This window comes from Nocardioides sp. GCM10030259 (assembly GCF_042666375.1).
GTDB lineage: Bacteria > Actinomycetota > Actinomycetes > Propionibacteriales > Nocardioidaceae > Nocardioides.
Map to the genome: position 1 here is coordinate 431,880 of NZ_JBHTDF010000008.1, position 21,417 is coordinate 453,296.

At 70.4% G+C, this 21,417-nt stretch carries 20 protein-coding genes; 11 read left to right on the top strand and 9 right to left on the bottom strand.

Annotated elements, in window-relative coordinates; translation table 11 throughout:
- The first annotated feature begins 2 nt into the window (after positions 1 to 2).
- On the top strand, positions 3 to 1,289 hold the full coding sequence (locus tag ACFQQI_RS10775; RefSeq protein ID WP_378562166.1) for a DUF58 domain-containing protein: 1,287 nt from the start codon (positions 3 to 5) through the stop codon (positions 1,287 to 1,289).
- A 133-nt stretch (positions 1,290 to 1,422) separates the two neighbouring features.
- On the opposite strand, the gene ACFQQI_RS10780 is transcribed toward ACFQQI_RS10775, so the two are convergent.
- Positions 1,423 to 2,418 (bottom strand): stage II sporulation protein M, encoded by a 996-nt coding sequence (locus ACFQQI_RS10780; RefSeq protein ID WP_378562169.1) that lies wholly within the window; start codon positions 2,416 to 2,418, stop codon positions 1,423 to 1,425.
- A 24-nt stretch (positions 2,419 to 2,442) separates the two neighbouring features.
- Between ACFQQI_RS10780 and ACFQQI_RS10785 the strand changes: the two genes are divergently transcribed.
- From ACFQQI_RS10785 to ACFQQI_RS10815, 7 genes are all read left to right on the top strand, one after another.
- Positions 2,443 to 3,249, top strand: a complete 807-nt coding sequence (locus ACFQQI_RS10785; protein WP_378562172.1) for an RDD family protein — start codon at positions 2,443 to 2,445, stop codon at positions 3,247 to 3,249.
- On the top strand, positions 3,246 to 3,692 hold the full coding sequence (locus ACFQQI_RS10790; protein WP_378562175.1) for a helix-turn-helix domain-containing protein: 447 nt from the start codon (positions 3,246 to 3,248) through the stop codon (positions 3,690 to 3,692). The genes ACFQQI_RS10785 and ACFQQI_RS10790 overlap by 4 nt, the downstream gene beginning before the upstream one ends.
- Positions 3,693 to 3,701: 9 nt before the next feature.
- Positions 3,702 to 4,130, top strand: a complete 429-nt coding sequence (locus ACFQQI_RS10795) for a VOC family protein (RefSeq protein ID WP_378562178.1) — start codon at positions 3,702 to 3,704, stop codon at positions 4,128 to 4,130.
- 26 nt (positions 4,131 to 4,156) lie between these two features.
- Complete coding sequence (locus ACFQQI_RS10800; RefSeq protein ID WP_378562181.1) at positions 4,157 to 4,867, top strand: tetratricopeptide repeat protein; 711 nt, start codon at positions 4,157 to 4,159, stop codon at positions 4,865 to 4,867.
- 652 nt (positions 4,868 to 5,519) lie between these two features.
- Positions 5,520 to 6,872: an ABC transporter substrate-binding protein gene (locus tag ACFQQI_RS10805; protein WP_378562184.1), complete on the top strand. Its 1,353-nt coding sequence runs from the start codon at positions 5,520 to 5,522 to the stop codon at positions 6,870 to 6,872.
- A 65-nt stretch (positions 6,873 to 6,937) separates the two neighbouring features.
- A complete protein-coding gene (locus ACFQQI_RS10810) occupies positions 6,938 to 7,900 on the top strand; it encodes a carbohydrate ABC transporter permease (protein WP_378562187.1) in 963 nt (320 codons plus the stop codon).
- A complete protein-coding gene (locus ACFQQI_RS10815; protein ID WP_378562190.1) occupies positions 7,897 to 8,817 on the top strand; it encodes a carbohydrate ABC transporter permease in 921 nt (306 codons plus the stop codon). Before ACFQQI_RS10810 ends, ACFQQI_RS10815 begins: the two co-directional genes overlap by 4 nt.
- A gap of 26 nt (positions 8,818 to 8,843) precedes the next feature.
- Here the strand turns inward: ACFQQI_RS10815 and ACFQQI_RS10820 are convergent, their stop codons facing one another.
- The gene (locus ACFQQI_RS10820) at positions 8,844 to 10,220 is read right to left on the bottom strand and encodes a GH1 family beta-glucosidase (protein WP_378562193.1); all 1,377 of its coding nucleotides are present in this window, start codon (positions 10,218 to 10,220) and stop codon (positions 8,844 to 8,846) included.
- A 47-nt stretch (positions 10,221 to 10,267) separates the two neighbouring features.
- Between ACFQQI_RS10820 and ACFQQI_RS10825 the strand changes: the two genes are divergently transcribed.
- Positions 10,268 to 11,275, top strand: coding sequence for a LacI family DNA-binding transcriptional regulator (locus tag ACFQQI_RS10825; protein ID WP_378562196.1), 1,008 nt, complete (start codon positions 10,268 to 10,270; stop codon positions 11,273 to 11,275).
- Here the strand turns inward: ACFQQI_RS10825 and ACFQQI_RS10830 are convergent.
- Positions 11,272 to 11,898, bottom strand: a complete 627-nt coding sequence (locus ACFQQI_RS10830) for a winged helix-turn-helix transcriptional regulator (protein ID WP_378562199.1) — start codon at positions 11,896 to 11,898, stop codon at positions 11,272 to 11,274. The genes ACFQQI_RS10825 and ACFQQI_RS10830 overlap by 4 nt on opposite strands.
- A gap of 78 nt (positions 11,899 to 11,976) precedes the next feature.
- Between ACFQQI_RS10830 and ACFQQI_RS10835 the strand changes: the two genes are divergently transcribed.
- Positions 11,977 to 13,449 (top strand): MFS transporter, encoded by a 1,473-nt coding sequence (locus ACFQQI_RS10835; RefSeq protein WP_378562202.1) that lies wholly within the window; start codon positions 11,977 to 11,979, stop codon positions 13,447 to 13,449.
- A gap of 59 nt (positions 13,450 to 13,508) precedes the next feature.
- Here the strand turns inward: ACFQQI_RS10835 and trmB are convergent, their stop codons facing one another.
- Positions 13,509 to 14,237: a tRNA (guanosine(46)-N7)-methyltransferase TrmB gene (gene trmB, locus ACFQQI_RS10840; protein WP_378562205.1), complete on the bottom strand. Its 729-nt coding sequence runs from the start codon at positions 14,235 to 14,237 to the stop codon at positions 13,509 to 13,511.
- Between the two features lie 19 nt (positions 14,238 to 14,256).
- Between trmB and ACFQQI_RS10845 the strand changes: the two genes are divergently transcribed.
- The gene (locus tag ACFQQI_RS10845) at positions 14,257 to 15,606 is read left to right on the top strand and encodes an aspartate aminotransferase family protein (RefSeq protein WP_378562208.1); all 1,350 of its coding nucleotides are present in this window, start codon (positions 14,257 to 14,259) and stop codon (positions 15,604 to 15,606) included.
- On the opposite strand, the gene ilvA is transcribed toward ACFQQI_RS10845, so the two are convergent.
- The 5 genes from ilvA to rpsL form a co-directional block, all read right to left on the bottom strand.
- The gene (gene ilvA / locus ACFQQI_RS10850) at positions 15,590 to 16,846 is read right to left on the bottom strand and encodes a threonine ammonia-lyase IlvA (RefSeq protein ID WP_378562211.1); all 1,257 of its coding nucleotides are present in this window, start codon (positions 16,844 to 16,846) and stop codon (positions 15,590 to 15,592) included. The genes ACFQQI_RS10845 and ilvA overlap by 17 nt on opposite strands.
- Before the next feature lie 135 nt (positions 16,847 to 16,981).
- Positions 16,982 to 18,175 (bottom strand): elongation factor Tu, encoded by a 1,194-nt coding sequence (gene tuf, locus ACFQQI_RS10855; protein ID WP_378562214.1) that lies wholly within the window; start codon positions 18,173 to 18,175, stop codon positions 16,982 to 16,984.
- A gap of 71 nt (positions 18,176 to 18,246) precedes the next feature.
- The gene (gene fusA / locus ACFQQI_RS10860; RefSeq protein WP_378562218.1) at positions 18,247 to 20,358 is read right to left on the bottom strand and encodes an elongation factor G; all 2,112 of its coding nucleotides are present in this window, start codon (positions 20,356 to 20,358) and stop codon (positions 18,247 to 18,249) included.
- Positions 20,359 to 20,439: 81 nt separating this feature from the next.
- Positions 20,440 to 20,910 (bottom strand): 30S ribosomal protein S7, encoded by a 471-nt coding sequence (gene rpsG, locus ACFQQI_RS10865; RefSeq protein WP_183591896.1) that lies wholly within the window; start codon positions 20,908 to 20,910, stop codon positions 20,440 to 20,442.
- Between the two features lies 1 nt (position 20,911).
- The gene (gene rpsL / locus ACFQQI_RS10870) at positions 20,912 to 21,286 is read right to left on the bottom strand and encodes a 30S ribosomal protein S12 (RefSeq protein ID WP_011757353.1); all 375 of its coding nucleotides are present in this window, start codon (positions 21,284 to 21,286) and stop codon (positions 20,912 to 20,914) included.
- Positions 21,287 to 21,417 lie beyond the last annotated feature (131 nt).

The window sequence follows — 21,417 nt, forward strand, 5'->3', positions numbered from 1 at the left end:
CCATGGCGATCTCCGGACGGGTCCCGCTGCTGCTCCTGCTGGGAGTGGTGGCGGTGCTGCTGCGCCCGGAGGCGAGCACGACGTGGCTGTGGGTGCTCGCCGTCGGCCTGCTCGTCGCCGTCGACGTGCTGCTCGCGCCCGCACCGAGGTCGTTGTCCCTGGAGCGGCGACCGACCGGCTCGGTCCGGCTCGGTGACCCGACGTCGAGCGTCCTCGTCGCCACGAACTCCTCCCGCCGCCGGCTCGCAGGGGTCGTCCGCGACGCGTGGCAGCCGACGGCCGGGGCAAAGGGCAACCGCCACCGCGTCGTCCTCCCTCCCGGTGACCGGGTGCTGCTCGAGACCCCGCTGCTGCCCCGTCGCCGCGGCGACCTGCGCGCCGTCGGCGTCACCGTCCGGCTGCGTGGCCCGCTCGGGCTCGCGTCGCGCCAGGCCACCCGCCGGGTCGAGGGCGCGGTGCGCGCGCTGCCGCCCTTCGAGTCCCGCAAGCACCTGCCGAGCCGGTTGGCCCGGTTGCGTGACCTCGACGGACGGGCCGCCGTCCGGGTGCGCGGCCAGGGCACGGAGTTCGACTCCCTGCGCGAGTACGTCCGCGGCGACGACGTGCGCTCGATCGACTGGCGGGCCAGCGCCCGCAGCCGCAACGTCGTCGTACGCACCTGGCAGCCGGAGCGCGACCGCCGGGTGGTGCTGGTGCTCGACACGTCGCGTACGTCGGCCGGCCGGATCGGCGACGTACCCCGGCTCGACTCGGCGATGGACGCCGCGTTGCTGCTCGCCTCGCTGGCGTCGCGGGCCGGCGACCGGGTGGACTTCGTCGCCGGCGACCGGCGGGTGCGCAGCCGGCTCCGCTTCGCCGGCGCCCGCGACATCGCGGCCCGCCTCCAGGACGCGATGGCCGACCTCGAGCCGGTGATCGCGGAGGCCGACTGGGACGGGCTGGCGGGTGCGGTCACCCGGTTCGGACGGCAGCGGGCGCTCGTCGTGCTGCTGACTCCGCTCGAGCCCGCGGCGATCGAGGAGGGCCTGCTGCCGGCGCTGGCCACGCTGACCCGGCACCACCGCGTCGTGCTGGCATCGGTGCGCGACCCGGAGCTCGACCAGCTGGCGACCGCCCGCGACGGGCTCGACGAGGTCTACGACGCCGCGGCCGCTGAGCAGGTCGTCGGCCGGCGCCGGCACACCGCCGGGCTGCTCCGCGCGCTCGGTGTCGACGTGCTCGACGCCGACGACCTGCCGCCGGTGCTCGCCGACCACTACCTGTCGCTCAAGGCGCGGGGGTTGCTGTAGGGCGGGTGCCGGTCGGCGGCCCGGCGTCGGTTTCCCCGGCCCACCGGGGAAACCGGAACTTCTCGGCCGAAGTTTCGCCCCACAACATCAGGTTTCCCCGGCCCACCGGGGAAACCTGCGGCGACCCGATCGGCTACGCCTGGGTGGCGACCCGGTCCTCGAGCAATACGGCGTCGAGGTCGCCGGTCTGGCCGCGCAGGAACGCCTGGCGACCGAGCACGAAGACGTAGGCGAAGAACACCGCCTCGGCCAGGACGCCGATGCCGACGCGTGCCCACGTGGGGAGGCCGGACGGGGTCACGAACGCCTCGATGACGCCACTGACCAGCAGCACGGCGACGAGGCCGAGGGCGACGGTCCCTGCGGTGCGGCCCTCGCGCGCGAGCGACTGCGTGCGGGTGAGCTCGCCGGGCTCGACCCACGACCAGAAGAGCCGCAGCCCGACGCCGCCGGCGACGAAGACGGCCGTGAGCTCGAGCAGCCCGTGCGGGAGGATCAGGCCGAAGAAGTGGCCCCCGTGGTCGTGGCGGATCATGATCGACCCGATGATCGCCAGGTTGGCGATGTTCTGGAACAGCAGCCAGATCACCGGCAGCCCCAGCACCCCGAGCGCGATGCAGAGCGCGGCCACCCAGGCGTTGTTGACCCAGACCTGCGCGGCGAAGTGGCTCGCGGCGTACTCGCTGTAGTAGTCCTCGAAGTCGTGCGAGACCAGCTGCTCGACGTCCCGGGGTGACAGCAGCGTCTGCTCCACGTCGGGGTGGCCGAGCAGCCAGGCGATCATCACCCCGGTGACGACGACGTTGGCGACGAGCGTGCCGATCCACCACCAGCGCAGCCTGTACAGAGCCGCGGGGAAGCGGTCGACGAAGAACCGTCGTACGCCGGCCCAGGTGCTGGTGCGGGTGCCGGTCGCGCGGTTGCGGGCCCGGGACAGGAGCGACGAGAGGTAGGCGACCAGCGTCGCGTCCGGTGCGGACGTGCGCACCACCGACAGGTGCGTCGCCACCCGCTGGTAGAGCTCGACCAGCTCGTCGGCCTCGGGCCCCGAGTGCCGGCGACGCCGGGTCAGCTCCTCGAGGCGGCGCCACTCGGCGAGGTGCGCCGCGACGTACGCGTCGAGGTCCATGAGCGGAGCCTAGACTCACGGCCGATGGCCGCTCCCGAGTTCGCGACGCTCACGACCGACGACCTCGTCACCGGCGAGGCGGTCGCCCTCGACCTGCCCCCCGCGAGTCTCGGCGCCCGGATCGTGTCGGGCCTCATCGACGTCGTCGCCTCGTCGGTGTTGCTGGTCGCGCTCGTCCTCGGCCTGACCATCGCGGCGCTCCAGGCCGACGACGCGCTGCTGCAGGTGGCGATGCTCGCGTCGATCATCGTGTCCTGGATCGTCTTCCCGACGGCCATCGAGACGCTCACCCGCGGCAAGTCCCTCGGCAAGCTCGCGATGGGGCTCCGCGCGGTGCGCGACGACGCGGGCCCGATCTCCTTCCACCACGCGTTCGTCCGGGCGCTCGTCGGCGTGGTCGAGATCTACATGTTCTTCGGCAGCCCGGCGTTCTTCTCGGCGCTGCTCAGCCCGCGCGGGAAGCGGCTCGGCGACTACGCCGCAGGCACGTACGTCGTGCGCGACCGCGTCCGGCTGGCGCTCCCCCAGCCCGTGCCGATGCCGCCCCCGCTGGCCGGCTGGGCCGCCGGCGCCGACATGACCGCGCTGCCGACCGGGCTCGCGCTCGCGGTGCGGCAGTACCTCGGGCGGGCGCACCAGATCGACCCGCAGGCGAGCGCGGACCTCGGCCGGCGACTCGCGGCCGCGGTCAGCGAGCACGTGTCGCCGCCTCCACCGCCGGGCACCCCGCCGGAGGCACTGCTCGCCGCCGTCGTGGCCGAGCGCCGCGACCGCGACGCGCGTCGGCTGGCCCGCGAGGCGGAGCTGCGACGCCGGCTGGCGGGCCGGTGACCACCCTCCGAGCACCCGGCGACGTGCTGGTCCACCTGCGGCGGGCGCGCGACCACGCCGACCGCCACTACACCGAGCCGCTCGACCTCGACACGCTCGCGGGCATCGCCGGGCTGAGCAAGTTCCACTTCCAGCGGCTCTTCAAGGCCACCTACGGCCGCACGCCCGCGACGTACCTCACCGAACGCCGCGTCGAGCGCGCCCAGGACCTGCTGCGCGCCACGAACCTCACCGTCACCGAGGTGTGCCACGCAGTGGGCTTCTCGAGCCTCGGGTCGTTCAGCAGCCGGTTCCGCGCGCTGGTCGGCGAGACGCCGAGCGAGTTCCAGCGGAGGTACGCCGAGGCCGGGGCGCCACGCATCCCGGGTTGCTACATCTTCCAGTGGGGACTGGCCGAACGGTCCGCAAGCCAGGAGAAGCAGGACGACGCTGATCGCTCCTAGCGTGGTCGCATGATCACCAACATCGCCATCGCATCGGTCTTCGTCGACGACGTCGACGCCTCTCGCGACTTCTACGTCGACGTCCTCGGCTTCGAGCTCAAGGACGACATCACCCTCGGTGACGGCTACCGCTGGTGCACCGTCAACCACCCGAGCCAGCCGGAGCTCGCCGTCCACCTCACGACGCCGGGCCCGCCGTTCTCCGACGAGTTCGTCGCCGCCATGCAGCGCGAGCGCGCGAGCGGCGGTCTCCACGGCCTCGGCATGAACGTCGACGACTGCCAGAAGACCTACGAGGAGCTGAGCGCCAAGGGCGTGGAGTTCCTCCAGAAGCCCGAGGAGCGGCCGTACGGCGTCGAGGCGCTGTGTCGCGACAACTCCGGCAACTGGATCGTGCTCGTCGAGCCGCGCGAGTTCAGCGCGCAGGACTTCGCCTGACGGTCCGCGACGGTCACCATGGGTAGGTGACCGACCTGCGCGCCCTCTGGGACTTCGACGACCCGGCCGGCTCGGAGCAGCGGCTCCGAGCCGCCGCCGAGGTCGCCGAGGGCCGGGATCGCCTGGTGCTGTTGACCCAGGTGGTCCGCGCGCTCGGCCTCCAGGAGCGGTACGACGAGGGGCACGCGCTGCTCGACGACCTGGCCACCGGCGACGACGAGGTCGCGACGCGCGTCTCGCTCGAGCGCGGCCGGCTGCTCCGCTCGGCCGGTGAGCCTGAGCAGGCCGGACCGCACTTCGACGCCGCCGAGCAGACCGCCGCCCGGGCGGGGCTCGACGCGCTGCGCGTCGACGCGCTGCACATGCAGGCGCTGGTGGCCGACCCCGGCGACCGGCTGGCGATCAACGAGCGGGCGCTGGAGCTCGCCGCACGGTCCGACGACCAGCAGGCCCGCGACTGGGACGCCTCGATCCTCAACAACATCGGCATGGTCCACGCCGACGCCGGGGACTTCGGAGCGGCCCTGGCACCCTTCGAGCAGGCCCTGGCCGCCCGTGAGCGCATCGGCGGAGCCGGCGAGATCCGCGTCGCCCGCTGGATGGTCGCGTGGGCGCTGCGCAACCTCGGCCGCACCACCGAGGCGCTCGCGATGCAGCGCTCCCTGAAGGCCGAGCTCGACGCCGCCGGACAGGTCGACCCGTACGTCGACGAGGAGCTCCGCCTCCTGGAGGACTGAACCTCAGAACCCTGTGTTCGAGAGCAGGTCGGACGACCCGTTGGTGCCCGAGAGCACGCCCGAGGTGGCGGCACCGAGCAGGCCGTCGGTGACGCCGTACGTCGTACCGCCGATCGTGCCCGCGACGTGCGAGCCGTGCCCGTGGCAGTCCTCGGTCCCGTTGCCGTCGCCGTCGCCGTCGCCGACCGCGTCGTACCCGCTCGCGAGTCGTTCGGCGTAGTCGCCGTGCGCCGGTGTCGATGACGTAGGCCGTCACGCCCTGCCGACGACCACTGGTCTAGACCAAGGGGGATCACCCTTGATGTGGTCGAATTCCCCCGGATCGCCGCAAGTCCTCCCGAGATCGGGGCGCGACGCCGGACAGAGCGAGCGCGCGGAACTGGTTCAGACCACCTCACCAGCGGCTTTGCACGAAGGTTGAGATCCTGCGGCGCCGCTAGCGGTGCTGGGGCTATCCTCCGGCGATGGGAGCGTTCCCATTGAAATGTGACCCACGTTACTGAATCGTGACCGAGGTCCCTTGACGGGCACGCGCGTAAACGTTTGCATCGTTCCTCGACGGAGCGGGTTTCAAAGGCGCGCGGACCTATGCGGACCTGCTGACAACCCAGAGAGGAATCCACGAATGCGATCACGCAACACGCGCAGGGGGATGGCAGCTGCCGCCGCCCTCGTGACTGCGGGGCTCGTTCTCGCCGGCTGTGGCGGCGACGACGAAGACGGTGGCGGTACCGCCTCCGGCACGTCCCCGGGCGAGGGCAAGGCCGAGTGCGCAGATCTCACCGAGTTCGGTGACCTCAGCGGCAAGGAGGTCAGCCTCTACACCTCGATCGTCGCGCCCGAAGACCAGCCCTACATCGACTCGTTCAAGCTCTTCGAGGAGTGCACCGGCGCCACGGTGGCGTACGAGGGCTCCAAGGAGTTCGAGACCCAGCTCGTCGTCCGCGTCCAGAGCGGCAACCCGCCGGACATCGCGTTCATCCCGCAGCCCGGCCTGCTCAAGACCCTGGTCGAGGACACGGGCAAGGTCGTCGAGGCACCGCAGGGCGTGTCCGACAACGTCGACGAGTTCTACGGCGAGGACTGGAAGGCCTACGGCACCGTCGACGACGTGTTCTACGCGCCGCCGCTGACCGCCAACGTGAAGTCCTTCGTCTGGTACTCCCCGAAGATGTTCGAGGAGAACGGCTGGGAGATCCCGGAGACCTGGGACGACATGCTCGCCCTCTCCGACGACATCGCCGCCAGCGGCATCAAGCCCTGGTGCGCCGGCATCGGCTCGGGCGAGGCGACCGGCTGGCCGGCCACCGACTGGGTCGAGGACGTGCTCCTTCGCTCCGCCGGTCCGGACGTCTACGACCAGTGGGTCAGCCACGAGATCCCGTTCAACGACCCGGCCGTGGTCGAGGCCGTGGACGCCGTCGGCGGCATCCTGAAGAACGACGACTACGTCAACGGCGGCTTCGGTGACTTCAAGTCGATCGCGAGCACCGAGTTCACCGACGGCGGCCTGCCGATCGTCGACGGCAAGTGCGCCATGCACCGCCAGGCGAGCTTCTACGCCGCCAACTGGCCCGAGGGCACCGAGGTGGGCGAGGACGGCGACGTCTTCGCGTTCTACCTGCCCCCGATGGGCGACGAGTTCGGCAGCCCGGTCCTCGGCGGTGGCGAGTTCGTGACCGCGTTCTCCGACGCGATCGAGGTCGAGGCGCTCATGACCTACATCTCCGGCGGCGAGTGGGTCAACGAGAAGGGCAAGGCCACCCCGAACGGTGGCTTCGTCAGCGCCAACTCCAACCTGGACATCGCCAACGTGGCCAGCCCGATCGACAAGACGTCGGTCGAGATCCTCCAGGACCCCGACGCGGTCTTCCGCTTCGACGGCTCCGACCTGATGCCGGGTGCTGTCGGCGCCGGGTCGTTCTGGAAGGAGATGACCGCCTGGATCGGCGAGGACCAGAGCACGCAGGACACCCTCGACAACATCGAGAGTTCCTGGCCGTGATCAACCGCCCGCCGGCCGGTCTCCTGACCGGCCGGCGGGCCCTTGTCTGAACGGGAGTGCCCGGTATGTCCACTGGTGAGAAGTTCACCCAGATGCTGATCGCGGTCGCGCTGTTCTTCGCCGTGGTCGCCGTGATCCTGCTCGCGACCCAGCGCCTGCGCTCGCGCAAGGGCGAGCTGGCCCAGTCCGCCGCATTCGTGCTGCCGGCGGTCGCGCTGATCTGTGTCGGCCTCGTCTACCCGGCGATCGTCACGATCTACAACTCCTTCAGGGGCCCGAACCTGCAGGAGTCCGTCGGCTTCGACAACTACGTCACGATCTTCACCGACGACGACCAGATCCAGGTGCTCATCAACACCGTCCTGTGGGTCTTCCTCGTCCCGATCTTCGCGACCGGCATCGGGCTCATCTACGCCGTCCTCATCGACCGCGCCAGGTTCGAGAAGTTCGCCAAGGCACTGATCTTCCTGCCGATGGCCATCTCCCTGGTCGGCGCGTCGATCATCTGGCGGTTCGTCTACGACTACCGCGACTCCGCCAACGAGCAGATCGGCATCCTCAACGCGATGCTGAAGGCGCTCGGCTTCGAGACCTACCGCTTCCTCCAGGATCCGCCCTGGAACACCTTCTTCCTGATCATCATCATGATCTGGGTCCAGGCCGGCTTCGCGATGACGATCCTCTCGGCCTCGATCAAGGCGATCCCCGACGACATCGTCGAGGCCGCCCGCCTCGACGGCGTCAGCGGGTTCAAGATGTTCCGCTTCATCACGGTGCCGAGCATCCGGCCGTCGCTGATCGTCGTGCTCACCACGATCAGCATCACGACACTCAAGGCCTTCGACATCGTGCGGACCACGGTCGGCGGCAACTTCGACACCAGCGTGCTGGCCTACGAGTTCTACCGCCAGAGCTTCACCGCCTTCAACCAGGGGCTCGGGTCCGCGCTCGGCGTCATCATCTTCCTGCTGGTGATCCCGATCGTCGTCTACAACGTCCGTCAGATGCGCAAGCTGGAGGCACGATGACCACCGCAGTCACCGACGTCGAGGCCGTCGTCGCCCGCGAGACGGCCGCCGGCAGTGCGCACAAGGCGCTCACCTCACCGTGGGCGTCGCTCGCAGCGATCGTGATCGCGATCCTCTGGACGATCCCCACCATCGGCCTGTTCATCACGTCGTTCCGCCCCGAGCAGGACGTCACGTCCAGCGGGTGGTGGACCGTCTTCACCGACCCGTCGTTCACGCTCGACAACTACGACACCGTGCTGAACGACCCCGGCACCGACTTCGCGACGTACTTCATCAACTCGATCGTGATCACGATCCCGGCGGTGCTGATCCCGGTGTCCATCGCGACGATGGCGGCGTACGCCTTCGCGTGGATGCGGTTCCCGGGCCGCAGCATCCTGTTCGTCGCGGTCTTCGCGCTCCAGATCGTGCCGATCCAGGTGACGATGATCCCGCTGCTCTCCCTGTACGTCGACCTCGGCCTCGCCGGTTCCGACGCTCCGGGCGGCGGCTTCTACACGATCTGGCTGTCGCACTCGATGTTCGCGCTGCCGCTGGCGATCTACCTGCTGCACAACTTCATGAGCCAGATCCCGGGCGAGCTCATCGAGTCCGCACGGGTCGACGGCGCGGGCCACGTGCAGATCTTCAGCCGGATCATGCTGCCGCTCATGGCGCCCGCCATCGCGGCGTTCGGCATCTTCCAGTTCCTGTGGGTCTGGAACGACCTGCTGGTGGCGCTCGTGTTCAGCGGCGGCAGCCTGCAGACCTCACCGCTCACGGTGCGTCTCGCCGAGCTGTCCGGCACCCGCGGCCAGGACTGGTTCCTGCTCTCGGCCGGTGCGTTCGTCGCGCTGGTGGTGCCGCTGATCGTGTTCCTGTCGCTCCAGCGCTACTTCGTGCGGGGGCTGCTGGCCGGAAGCGTCAAGGGCTGACCGGCCAACAGCACCGCATCAGCCCGTCACGAGGAGGCGGAACCGATGTGCTCGGCCAGCCAGTGATAGGACGCCTTGGGCGTACGAGCGAGGGTCTCGGGATCGATGTGCACGACACCGAAGGTCTTCGTGTATCCCTCTGCCCACTCGAAGTTGTCGAGCAGCGTCCACACGATGTAGCCGCGCACGTCGGCCCCGGCCTTGCGGGCGGACTCGGTGGCGTCGATGTGGTCGCGGAGGTAGCCGAGGCGGTCCTGGTCGTCGACCATCGGCCGGCCGTCGGGTCCGGTCACGACCTTGTCGTCGGCGCAGGCCGCGCCGTTCTCGGTGACCAGGATCGGAAGGCCGGTGCGCTCGTGGGTCTGCACGAGGATCGCCTCGAGCCCGGACGCGTCGGTCTCCCAGCCGATGTCGGTCCGGGGCTCGCGGACCACGAACGAGACCGGCGTGACGCCCGGGTAGGCCTCGACCTCCGGGTGCACGGTCAGGCTCGGGTCGGCGAGCGTCGGCCGGAACGGCGTGTAGTAGTTGACGCCGATCCAGTCGGCCGAGCCGTGCACCAGCGCCAGATCGCCGTCGCGGACCAGCGTCGGGTCGGCGAGCTCCGGGGCGACGCGCAGCAGGCCCTCGTCGTACGCACCCTCGGCGAGCGGCCCGGTCCAGATCCGGTTGCGCACCGCGTCGAGCTCGTCGGCCGCCTGCGCGGCCTCCGGTGTCTCGGGCCAGAACGGCGCCAGGTTGTGCACGATGCCGAGGTCGGTGACGCCCGCCTCGTGGAGGCGGGCCGCCGCGAGGCCGTGGCCGAGGTTGAGGTGGTGGGCCGCCCGGTGGCCGGCGCCGCCCTCCTTGCGACCGGGCGCGTGGATGCCGGCGGAGTAGCCGAGGTACGCCGCGCACCACGGCTCGTTGTGCGTCGCCCAGACCTTCACCCGGTCGCCGAGCCGGTCGTGCACGACCATCGCGTAGTCGGCGAACGCCTCGGCGGTGCTCCGCTCGAGCCAGCCGCCGCGGTCCTCGAGGGCCTGCGGCAGGTCCCAGTGGTAGAGCGTCGCGGTCGGCTGCACGCCCCGCGCCAGCGCCGCGTCGACGAGTCGCTCGTAGTAGTCGAGGCCGCGCTGCTCGACGGCACCGGTCCCGGCCGGGATGATGCGCGGCCAGGCGATCGAGAAGCGGTACCAGCCGGCGTTCAGGCCGGCGACGAGGTCGAGGTCCTCCTCGAAGCGGTGGTAGGAGTTGCAGGCGGTCGATCCGTCCTTGCCGTCGCGGGTCGCGCCCGGACGCGCCGCGAACGTGTCCCACACCGAGGGCCCGCGACCGTCCTCGGTCGTGGCGCCCTCGATCTGGTACGCCGCGGTCGCAGCGCCGAAGGCCAGGGTGGATCCGTCAGGGAGGTACTGGGTCATGGGCAGCAGCCTAGACTCTTTACCGCGAAAGTGGGAGCGTTCCCACCGTGACCAGCATCAAGGACGTCGCCCGCGACGTGGAGATGTCCACGGCGACGGTCTCACGCGCGCTGCGCGGCCTCGCCGGCGTCTCCGACGAGACTCGCGAGAGGGTCATGGAGTCCGCCAAGCGGCTGGGCTACGTGCCCTCCCCCAGCGCCGCCGGCCTCGCCAGCGGGCAGACCCGGACCGTCGCCGTCGTCGTGCCCCGGGTCACCCAGTGGTTCTTCGCAGCCGTGGTCCAGGGCGCCGAGGAGGTGCTCCGCAAGAGCGGCTACGACCTGCTCCTCTACAACCTCGCCGGCGACGCCTCCGCCCGGCACCGCGTCTTCGACACCAGCCTGCTGATGAAGCGCGCCGACGCCGTGCTGGTGCTCAGCCTCAAGCCCAGCCCCGACGAGCGCGGTCGGCTGAGCCGCCTCGGGCTTCCGGTGACGATCGTCGGCGCCGACCTGCCCGGGTGGGCGACCGTGCGGATCGACGACGAAGAGGCCGCGGCCACCGCGACCCGGCACCTGCTCGACCTCGGCCACGAGCGCATCGGCTACATCGGCGGCGCCACCGAGGGCGTGCTCGACTTCACCGCCCCGTCCGCCCGGCTGACGGGCTTCCTCGGCACGCTCGAGAAGGCCGCCGTGCAGCGGTGCACCGACCTGGAGGAGGACGGTGCGTTCACGGTCGTCGGCGGACAGGAGGCCGGGCGCAGGCTGCTCTCTCGCCCCGACCGGCCCACGGCGATCTTCGCGGCGTCCGACGAGATGGCGATCGGGGCCCTCCGCGCCGCCCGCGAGCTCGGGATCCACGTGCCCGAGGACCTCTCGGTGGTCGGCATCGACGACCACGAGATGGCGAAGTACTTCGACCTCACGACCGTCGCCCAGCCCGTCTACGAGCAGGGCAGGGTCGCGGCCACGCAGGTGCTCGCGGCCCTCGCGGGCGGCGACTGGGCACCGGAGCAGGTGATCCTGCCGACCGAGCTCGTCGTACGTCGTACGACCGCGGCGGTGCCTCGCTAGCCGGACTGCGCGGGGGCGTCGACCCTCGCCGGCGCGGCGTCGAGGAGCTCCTCGAGGAGGTCCTGGTCGCCGGTGATGGTGACGAGGTCCGTGCACCGGTCCACGAACAGCGAGTAGATGCCCTGCGGGTCGCCCACGACGACCACGTCGGGATCCTCGATCGGCGTGTTGACGACCTCGCCGTCGACCAGCGAGGCGATCTCCGGGCCGGCGTGGAACTCGAAGCGGCCGCTCGGCGCACGCTCCGCCATCACGATGTCCAGCGCGTTGCCGAGCCAGCCCTCGAAGAGCTCGGCCTCGTCGGTGGGCGGTCCGAGGGATCGGGCGCCCCAGAGCGCCAGCTCGCGCATGGCCGGGCGCAGCGCACGGCCGTACTCGGTGAGCTCGTAGACCTTGGACGCCGCCGGCGGCGGGAGCACGCGGCGGCCGACGATGCCGTTGCCCTCGAGGTCGCGCAGCCGCGCGGCGAGGATGTTGGTCCCGATGCCCGGGAGCCGGTCGACGAGGTCCGTGTAGCGCTTCGGACCGTGCATCAGCTCGCGGAGCACGAGGAGGGTCCAGCGATCGCCCACGAGATCGAGCGCGTGCGCCATCGGACAGTACTGGTCATAGCGCTTGGCCACGTCGGAATCATAGCACTCGATTTCAGTCCGCAAGAATTCACTTGCGTTTTTAAAGTGACTGCCTCTACCGTCGATGGCATGACTTCAGAATTGCAAGCAACGCAGGCGGTCGACGACCGCCGCAGATGGCTGGCGCTCGCACTGCTGTGCGTCGTGCAGTTCATGGTCGTGCTCGACATCGCGATCGTGAACGTCGCGCTCCCCTCGATCCAGGTCGACCTCGGGTTCTCCCAGGAAGACCTGCAGTGGGTGATCAGCGCCTATGCCCTGGTGTTCGGCGGCTTCCTCCTGCTCGGCGGCCGCATCGCCGACATGTTCGGCCGGCGCCGGGTCTTCCTCGTCGGACTGGTGGTGTTCTCGGCCGCATCGCTCCTGGCGGGCCTCGCCTGGTCCGACTCCTCCCTCATCGGCGCCCGCGCGCTCCAGGGCCTCGGCGCCGCGATCATCACGCCCGCGGCGCTGTCGATCCTTTCGACGACCTTCGCCGAGGGCCGGGAGCGCAACATCGCGCTCGGAGCCTGGGGCGCCGTCGGCGGCTTCGGCGCCGTGGCCGGCGTGCTGCTCGGCGGGATCCTCACCGACGCCCTCAGCTGGGAGTGGATCTTCTTCGTCAACGTCCCGGTCGGCGTGATCGGCCTCGTGCTCGCACCCATCCTCCTCACGGAGAGCCGGGACGCGCACGTGAAGAGGTTCGACCTCCCGGGGGCGGTGCTCGTGACCGGTGGACTGTCGTCCGTCGTCTACGCGATCACCAAGGCCGGGGAGGACGGCTGGCTCGCCCCCCAGACGGTCGCCATCTTCGGTGGCGCACTGGTGCTGCTGGCCGGCTTCGTCCTCTGGGAGCTGCGCCACCCGGAGCCGCTGATGCGCTTCGGGCTGCTGCGGACCCGCACGGTGAGCGGCGCGAACGTCGCCGGCTTCATCATGGGCACCGCGATGTTCTCGATGTTCCTGATGCTGACCCTCTACATGCAGCAGGTGCTTGGCTACTCGGCGATGAAGACCGGCGTCGCGTACCTCTCCGTCGCCGGTACGGCGATCGTCTGGTCGGCCGTCGCCGGTCAGCTGGTCACCCGGGTCGGCGTGAAGCCGGTGCTGGTGGTCGGCATGGGCGCGCTGACGGCGGGTCTCGTGTACTTCACGCAGGTGTCGGTCGACGGCAGCTACGTCAGCGACCTGCTGCCGGGCTTCCTCGTGCTCGGCGTCGGCATCGGGTTCTCCTTCGTGCCGATCTCGATCGCGGCGCTGGCCGGCGTGCGGCCGGCCGAGGCCGGGCTGGCCTCGGGACTGATCAACACCTCGCAGCAGATCGGCGGGGCGCTGGGCATCGCCGCACTCTCGACGATCGCCACGTCCAGCACCGAGGACGCGATCGCGAGCGGGTCGGCCCTGCCGGTGGCCCTGGTCGACGGGTTCCAGACGGCGTTCCTGGTCGGAGCGGGCATCGCCGCCCTCGGCGTGGTCGCCGCACTGACCCTGATCCGTCGCGACGAGCTCGAGGTGGACGTCCCCGACGAGCTCGGGATGGAGCCCGCGCTCGACGCGGCCTGAGCTCCCGTTGGTACGACGCGTGGGTGTCGGCCCGAGTGGGCCGGCACCCGCGCTGCGTGCTACCGAGTCCGCACGTAGCGCAGGTCGGTGATCGCACGGCCGGCCGCCAGCCCCTTGCGCTCGAACTTCGTGACCGGCCGCTCCGCCCAGCGCTCGACGACGCCGCCCTCGAGCAGCGGCTCGGCGTCGAGCACCTCGACCATCTGCTCGGCGTAGTCTCCCCAGTCGGTCGCCAGTCGCCACTCGGCGCCGACCGCCAGCCGGGTGGCGGCGAGGGCGGCGAAGGCGGGGGTCACGAGCCGGCGCTTGTGGTGCCGCGTCTTGTGCCAGGGGTCGGGGAAGAACACCCACAGGCCGGCGAGGGTGTCGGGGCCGACGAGGTGCTCCATCGACCAGACGGCGTCGACGCTCAGCAGCCGCACGTTCGACAGCTCGGCCTCGCCGATGCGGCCGAGGGTGTCGGCCACGCCGGGGCGCCACACCTCGAACGCCAGCACGTCGTGGTCGGGCCGGGTCCGCGCGAGCTCGACGGTGGACTCGCCGATGCCTGAGCCAATCTCGACGATCAGCGGGGCCTCCCGGCCGAAGAGGCCGGCCAGCGAGAAGCCGGGCTCGTCCACCGTCTCGTCGGGCACCCACCAGCGCTCGGCGTACGCGTCCCAGGCCTCCCGCTGGCGCGGGGTGAACCGGTTGCCGCGGCGGGAGTAGGTCAGGACCTCGCGCATCCGGCGACCGTCCTCGGTCAGCTTGTGGTGCGGGCGCGCCGGTCGCACTGGCTCGTCGGGCATGAGCACTATCTTCACCTGCATGATCGATCGCGCCCGAATCGCGTCCCTGCGTGCCCAGGAGGAGGAGCGCTTCGCGGCTTCCCACCCTCGTTCGGCCGAGCTCGCCGAGGCCGCGCGCGGCCCGCTGCTCGCCGGAGTACCGATGCCCTGGATGACCCGGTGGCCGGGCCGGTTCCCGCTGTTCTTCGAGTCCGCGGCCGGCGCGCGGCTCGTCGACGTCGACGGGGTCGAGTACGTCGACCTGTGCCTCGGCGACACCGGGGCGATGACCGGGCACGCCCTCCCCCAGGTCACCGCGGCGCTGACCGAGCGGGCCAGCCGCGGCATCACCACGATGCTGCCGTCGGCGGACGCGATCTGGGTCGGCGAGGAGCTGGCGCGCCGCTTCGGGCTGCCGTCCTGGCAGCTGGCGATGTCGGCGACCGACGCCAACCGGTTCGTGCTCCGCTTCGCGCGGCACCTGGCCGGGCGGCCGCGGATCGCGGTGATGGACTGGTGCTACCACGGCACCGTCGACGAGACGCTCGCCGTGCTCGAGGGCGACGCCGTCGTGCCGCGGTCCGGTGCGCTTGGTCCGCAGGTCCCGGTCTCGGAGACCACGGCGGTCGTGCCGTTCAACGACCTCGACGCCCTCAACCGCCGGCTCGCGGCCGGCGACGTCGCGTGCCTGCTCATGGAGCCGGCGCTGACCAACATCGGGATCGTGCTGCCGGAGCCCGGCTACCTCGAGGGCGTTCGCGAGGTCACCCGCCGGCACGGCGTGCTGCTCGTCAACGACGAGACCCACACGCTGTGCGCCGGCCCCGGCGGCGCGACCGCGGCCTGGGGGCTCGACCCCGACCTCGTCGTGGTCGGCAAGCCGATCGGCGGAGGCATCCCCTGCGCGGCGTACGGCATGAGCGCCGAGGTCGCCGAGCGGCTCTCCGGCCCGATGCTCGGCCACGAGATCGACGTCGCCGGTGTCGGCGGCACGCTCACCGGCAACGCGCTCGCCCTGGCGGCGATCCGCGCGACGCTGTCGACCTGCCTGCGGGACGAGGACTTCGCGGTGGCGGTGCCGCTCGCCGAGCGGTTCGCCGAGGGCGTCGCCGGAGTGATCGCGGGCGCCGGGATGCCGTGGCACGTGCAGCGGCTCGGGTGCCGTGCGGAGTACTGGTTCTGCCCGCCGCCCCGCGACGGCGCGGCCGCCGCCGCGGCGGTGGACGAGGAGCTCGAGGGCCTGCTGCACCTGTGGTGCCTCAACCGAGGCGTGCTGCTGACGCCCTTCCACAACATGGCGCTGTTCTCGCCTGCGCACACGGAGGCGGACGTCGACCGGCACACGGAGGTGTTCGCCGAGGCGGTCGCCGCCCTCACATCAGGAACGTGAACAGCGGCGAGCCCGGCGGCACGCGCTCGATGGTGAGCGGGCTGGCCTCCATCCGGCCGAGGAGCCCCTCGAGGGCCGGCGCGCTCTCGAGCTCGATGCCGACCAGCGCCGGCCCGGTCTCGCGGTTGTTCTTCTTGACGTACTCGAACACCACGATGTCGTCGCCCTCGCCGAGCACGTCGGCGAGGAAGTGCCGCAGGGCGCCCGGCTCCTGGGGGAACGACACCAGGAAGTAGTGCCGCAGCCCCTGGTGGACCAGCGACCGCTCGACGATCTCGCCGTACCGGCTGACGTCGTTGTTGCCGCCGGAGACGATGCACGCGACCGCAGCGTCGGCCGGGAACGTTCCGGCGAGCTCGCGAACGGCGGTGCTGGCGAGCGCCCCGGCGGGCTCGGCGATGATGCCCTCCACCTGGTAGAGGTCCAGCATCTCGGTGCATACGGCGCCGGCGTCGACCGTGAGCATGTCGTCGACCAGGTCGCGTACGAGTGGGAACGTCACGTCGCCGACCCGGCCGACGGCCGCGCCGTCCACGAACGTGTCGACGTCGGCGAGGGCGACCGGAGCGCCGGCGGCGAGGGCCGCCGTCATGCTGGCCGCGCCGGACGGCTCGACACCGATGACGCGCACCTGGGGGTGCCGCTCGCGCAGCCAGACGGCGAGCCCCGCGACCAGTCCGCCACCGCCCACCGGCACGAGCACGGCGTGCAGCGGCGCCGGCGCCTGCTCGACGAGCTCGAGCGCGATCGTGCCCTGCCCGGCGATCGTCCGCGGGTCGTCGAACGGCGGGACGTAGACCGCGCCCGTGCGCTCCGAGTCGGCGTGCGCGGCCGCGCCGGCCGCGTCGTACGTGCTGCCCTCGACGACGAGCTCGACGAGCCCCTGCCCGAGCGCGAGGATCCGCTGCCGCTTCTGGCGGGGCGTGTTGCCGGGCACGTAGACGCGGCCCTTCACGCCGAGGCGGGCGCAGCTCCAGGCCAGGCCCTGCCCGTGGTTGCCGGCGCTGGCGCACACGACACCGCGAGCCCGCTCCGCGTCGGTGAGGCCGCCGATCAGGTGGAAGGCGCCGCGCACCTTGTAGGACCGGGTGATCTGCCGGTTCTCGCGCTTGAGCAGCACGGTCGCGCCGACGATGTCGCTGAGCCGCTCGCTGTGCTCGAGCTCGGTGCGACGGACTACCGGCCGCAGGATCTCGGCCGCGGCCTCGACCGCGGCGGCGTCGATGTGTGCGTGATCCACGTTTCCCGACCCTAGCCGGAGGAGCTTCACGCGGCCCGGCATGCAACGCGGCCACCCGAGGGCGGCCGCAAAACGCCGAGGGCCCCGAACCTTGCGGTTCGAGGCCCTCGGTGAGAGCTACTGGCTCAGGTCAGATCACTTGGTGATCTTGGTGACCCGGCCGGCGCCGACGGTGCGGCCGCCCTCGCGGATCGCGAAGCGCAGACCCTCGTCCATCGCGATGGGCTGGATGAGCTCGACCGACATCTCGGTGTTGTCACCCGGCATGACCATCTCGGTGCCCTCGGGCAGGGTCACGACACCGGTCACGTCCGTGGTCCGGAAGTAGAACTGCGGACGGTAGTTGTTGAAGAACGGCGTATGACGGCCGCCCTCCTCCTTCGAGAGGATGTAGACCGAGGCCTCGAAGTTGGTGTGCGGGGTCGTGGTGCCCGGCTTGATGACGACCATGCCGCGCTCGACGTCCTCGCGCTTGGTGCCGCGGAGGAGCAGACCGACGTTCTCACCGGCCTGGCCCTCGTCGAGCAGCTTGCGGAACATCTCGACACCGGTGACGGTGGTCTTCTGCGAGGTGTCGCGGATGCCGACGATCTCGACCTCCTCACCCACCTTGACGATGCCGCGCTCGATACGACCGGTGATGACGGTGCCACGACCGGTGATCGTGAAGACGTCCTCGACCGGCATCAGGAACGGCTTGTCGGTCTCGCGCTCCGGGGTCGGGATGTACTCGTCGACCGCGTTCATGAGCTCGAGGACGGACTCGCCCCACTTGGCGTCGCCGTTGAGGGCCGGGAAGGCCGCCACGCGCACGACCGGGATGTCGTCGCCCGGGAACTCGTACTCGGAGAGGAGCTCGCGCACCTCCATCTCGACGAGCTCGATGAGCTCCTCGTCGTCGACCATGTCGCACTTGTTGAGCGCGACGACCAGGGCGGGGACGCCGACCTGGCGGGCGAGCAGCACGTGCTCACGGGTCTGCGGCATCGGGCCGTCGGTCGCCGCGACCACGAGGATCGCGCCGTCCATCTGAGCGGCACCGGTGATCATGTTCTTGATGTAGTCCGCGTGACCCGGGCAGTCGACGTGCGCGTAGTGGCGCGCCTCGGTCTGGTACTCGACGTGCGCGATGGAGATGGTGATACCGCGCTGGCGCTCCTCGGGAGCCTTGTCGATCTCGTCGAACGGCGTGAACGGGTTCAGGTCCGGGTACTTGTCGTGCAGGACCTTGGTGATCGCGGCAGTCAGGGTCGTCTTGCCGTGGTCGATGTGACCGATCGTGCCGATGTTGACGTGCGGCTTGGTCCGCTCGAACTTCGCCTTAGCCACTGTGGGCTCCTCCTGGTTGGTGTGTTACTTGACTCGTACTTGCTGGTTGTACTGCCGAGGGTCCGACGCGATTACTCGCCGCGAACCTTCTTGATGATCTCGTCGGCGATGTTCGTGGGAACCTCGGCGTACGAGTCGAACTCCATCGAGTACGAAGCCTGGCCCGAGGTCTTGGACCGCAGGTCGCCAACGTACCCGAACATCTCGGACAGCGGCACGAGGGCGTTGATGACCATGTCACCGTGACGCTCCTCCTGCGCCTGGATCTGGCCGCGCCGGCTGTTGATGTCGCCGATGACCGTGCCGAGGAAGCCCTCGGGGGTGGTCACCTCCACGGCGAACATCGGCTCGAGCAGCACGGGCTTCGCCTGGCGGGCGGCCTCCTTGAAGGCCTGGTTGCCGGCGATCTTGAACGCGAGCTCGGACGAGTCGACGTCGTGGTAGGCGCCGTCCTCGAGCGTGAACTTCACGTCGACCATCGGGTAGCCGGCGAGGACACCGAACTCCATGGCCTCCTGGCCACCCTGGTCGACCGACGGGATGTACTCGCGCGGCACGCGGCCACCCGACACGTTGTTCACGAACTCGTAGCCCGCACCGGTGCCCGTCTCGGGGTCGATGTTGGGGCCGAGCGAGACGACGACCTTCGCGAACTGACCCGAACCACCGGTCTGCTTCTTGTGGGTGTAGCTGTGGTTCGAGACCTCCTTGCGGAGGGTCTCGCGGTAGGCGACCTGCGGCTTGCCGACGGTGGCCTCGACGCGGAACTCGCGCTTCATCCGGTCGACGAGGATCTCCAGGTGGAGCTCGCCCATGCCGGCGATGATCGTCTGGCCGGTCTCCTCGTCGGTCTTGACCGTGAAGGTCGGGTCCTCGTCGGAGAGGCGCTGGATCGCGATGCCCAGCTTCTCCTGGTCACCCTTGGTCTTGGGCTCGATCGCGACCTCGATCACCGGGGCCGGGAACGTCATCGACTCGAGGACGACCTGGTTCTGCGGGTCGCACAGCGTGTGACCGGTCTTGGTGTCCTTCAGGCCCATGACGGCGACGATCTGGCCGGCGCCGACCGACGCGATCTCCTCACGCTTGTTCGCGTGCATCTGGTAGACCTTGCCGATCCGCTCCTTCTTGCCGTTGACCGAGTTGACCACGGTCGAGCCGGCCTCGAGCTTGCCCGAGTAGACCCGGACGTAGATCAGCTTGCCGAGGTGCGGGTCGGAGGCGATCTTGTAGGCCAGGCCGGAGAACGGCTCGTCGTCGGCGGGCTTGCGGGAGATCTCGGTCTCCTCGTCGCCCGGCTTGTGACCGATGATCGCGTCGATGTCGAGCGGCGACGGCAGGTACTTCACGACCGCGTCGAGCAGGGGCTGGACGCCCTTGTTCTTGAACGCGGTGCCGCACAGCACCGGGTTGAGCTTGTCGGCCAGGGTCGCGCGACGGATCGCCGCCTCGAGCTCCTCGACGGAGAGGTCCTCGCCCTCGAGGTACTTCTCCATGACGGCGTCGTCGGCCTCGGCGAGGGTCTCGAGGAACTTCTCGCGGTACTCGGCGGCCTGCTCGGCCATCTCCGCGGGGATCTCCTCGACCTCGTAGTCCTCGCCCATCTTGGTCTCGCCGCGCCACGTGAGCGCGCGCATGCCGACCAGGTCGACGACACCGAGGAAGTCGGACTCGGCGCCGATCGGGAGCTGGAGGATCAGCGGGGTGGAGTTGAGGCGCTCGACCATCATGTCGACGCAGCGGAAGAAGTCCGCGCCGGTGCGGTCGAGCTTGTTGACGAAGCACATGCGCGGCACGGCGTACTTGTTCGCCTGGCGCCACACGGTCATGGTCTGCGGCTCGACGCCGGCGACACCGTCGAACACCGCGACGGCACCGTCGAGGACGCGCAGCGAGCGCTCGACCTCGGCCGTGAAGTCCACGTGGCCCGGGGTGTCGATGATGTTGATCTGGTGCTGCTTCCACCAGCAGGTCGTCGCGGCGGACGTGATGGTGATGCCGCGCTCCTGCTCCTGCTCCATCCAGTCCATCGTGGCCGCGCCCTCGTGGACCTCACCGATCTTGTAGGTGATGCCGGTGTAGAACAGGATGCGCTCGGTGGTGGTGGTCTTGCCGGCGTCGATGTGCGCCATGATGCCGATGTTGCGGACCTTGTTGAGGTCCGTGGTGATGTCGACAGCCACTGTCTGTGCGTTCCTTAGAAAGTAGGAATGTGGTGGGAGCGCGGGCGGCCCGCTGTCAGCAGTACCCGCCCGCGCCCTTGGTCACCAGCGGTAGTGCGCGAAGGCCTTGTTGGACTCGGCCATCTTGTGGGTGTCCTCGCGCTTCTTCACCGCGGCACCGAGGCCGTTGGAGGCGTCGAGGATCTCGTTCATCAGGCGCTCGTGCATGGTCTTCTCGCGACGGTCGGCGGCGTAGCCGACGAGCCAGCGCAGCGCGAGCGTGGTGCCACGCGTGCCCTTGACCTCGATCGGGACCTGGTAGGTCGCGCCACCGACGCGGCGGGACTTGACCTCGATCGTGGGCTTCACGTTGTCGAGCGCACGCTTGAGCGTGACGACCGGGTCGGTGCCGGTCTTCTCGCGGCAGCCCTCGAGCGCGGTGTAGACGATGCGCTGCGCGACCTGCTTCTTGCCGTCCTGCAGCACCTTGGACACGAGCTGGGTGACCAGCTGCGACCCGTAGACCGGGTCGACGTCGATCGGCCGCTTGGGAGCGGGACCCTTGCGCGGCATATCAGCTCTTCTCCTTCTTGGCGCCGTAGCGGCTGCGGGCCTGCTTGCGGTTCTTCACGCCCTGCGTGTCGAGCGTGCCGCGGATGATCTTGTAGCGGACGCCGGGAAGGTCCTTCACACGGCCGCCGCGGACGAGCACGATCGAGTGCTCCTGGAGGTTGTGGCCCACGCCCGGGATGTACGCCGTGACCTCGACGCCGCTGGACAGGCGCACACGGGCGACCTTGCGGAGGGCGGAGTTCGGCTTCTTCGGGGTGGTGGTGTAGACGCGGGTGCAGACGCCACGGCGCTGCGGAGACCCCTTCAGGGCAGGCGTCTTGTTCTTCGACACCTTGTCCTGGCGGCCCTTGCGGACCAGCTGCTGAATGGTGGGCACCGGGTGGTTCCCCTTCTGGTTCACTCTCACGCGCGGGCGCCTTGCCCGCGCGGATGGTTCTCGTGACCGGGTGGTGCAAGCTCAACCCGCCGCGCTCACCCCCGAGGTCGGGCGTGTCGCCCGCCTCCGCT

Excerpts from the sequence above, each read along its gene's own strand:
- ACFQQI_RS10775 (WP_378562166.1), top strand. The coding sequence starts at position 3 with ATGGCGATCTCCGGACGGGTCCCGCTGCTGCTCCTGCTGGGAGTGGTG.
- ACFQQI_RS10780 (WP_378562169.1), bottom strand. The coding sequence starts at position 2,418 with ATGGACCTCGACGCGTACGTCGCGGCGCACCTCGCCGAGTGGCGCCGC.
- ACFQQI_RS10785 (WP_378562172.1), top strand. The coding sequence starts at position 2,443 with ATGGCCGCTCCCGAGTTCGCGACGCTCACGACCGACGACCTCGTCACC.
- ACFQQI_RS10795 (WP_378562178.1), top strand. The coding sequence starts at position 3,702 with ATGATCACCAACATCGCCATCGCATCGGTCTTCGTCGACGACGTCGAC.
- ACFQQI_RS10805 (WP_378562184.1), top strand. The coding sequence starts at position 5,520 with ATGGCAGCTGCCGCCGCCCTCGTGACTGCGGGGCTCGTTCTCGCCGGC.
- ACFQQI_RS10810 (WP_378562187.1), top strand. The coding sequence starts at position 6,938 with ATGTCCACTGGTGAGAAGTTCACCCAGATGCTGATCGCGGTCGCGCTG.
- ACFQQI_RS10815 (WP_378562190.1), top strand. The coding sequence starts at position 7,897 with ATGACCACCGCAGTCACCGACGTCGAGGCCGTCGTCGCCCGCGAGACG.
- ACFQQI_RS10820 (WP_378562193.1), bottom strand. The coding sequence starts at position 10,220 with ATGACCCAGTACCTCCCTGACGGATCCACCCTGGCCTTCGGCGCTGCG.
- ACFQQI_RS10835 (WP_378562202.1), top strand. The coding sequence starts at position 11,977 with ATGACTTCAGAATTGCAAGCAACGCAGGCGGTCGACGACCGCCGCAGA.
- trmB (WP_378562205.1), bottom strand. The coding sequence starts at position 14,237 with ATGCCCGACGAGCCAGTGCGACCGGCGCGCCCGCACCACAAGCTGACC.
- ACFQQI_RS10845 (WP_378562208.1), top strand. The coding sequence starts at position 14,257 with ATGATCGATCGCGCCCGAATCGCGTCCCTGCGTGCCCAGGAGGAGGAG.
- rpsG (WP_183591896.1), bottom strand. The coding sequence starts at position 20,910 with ATGCCGCGCAAGGGTCCCGCTCCCAAGCGGCCGATCGACGTCGACCCG.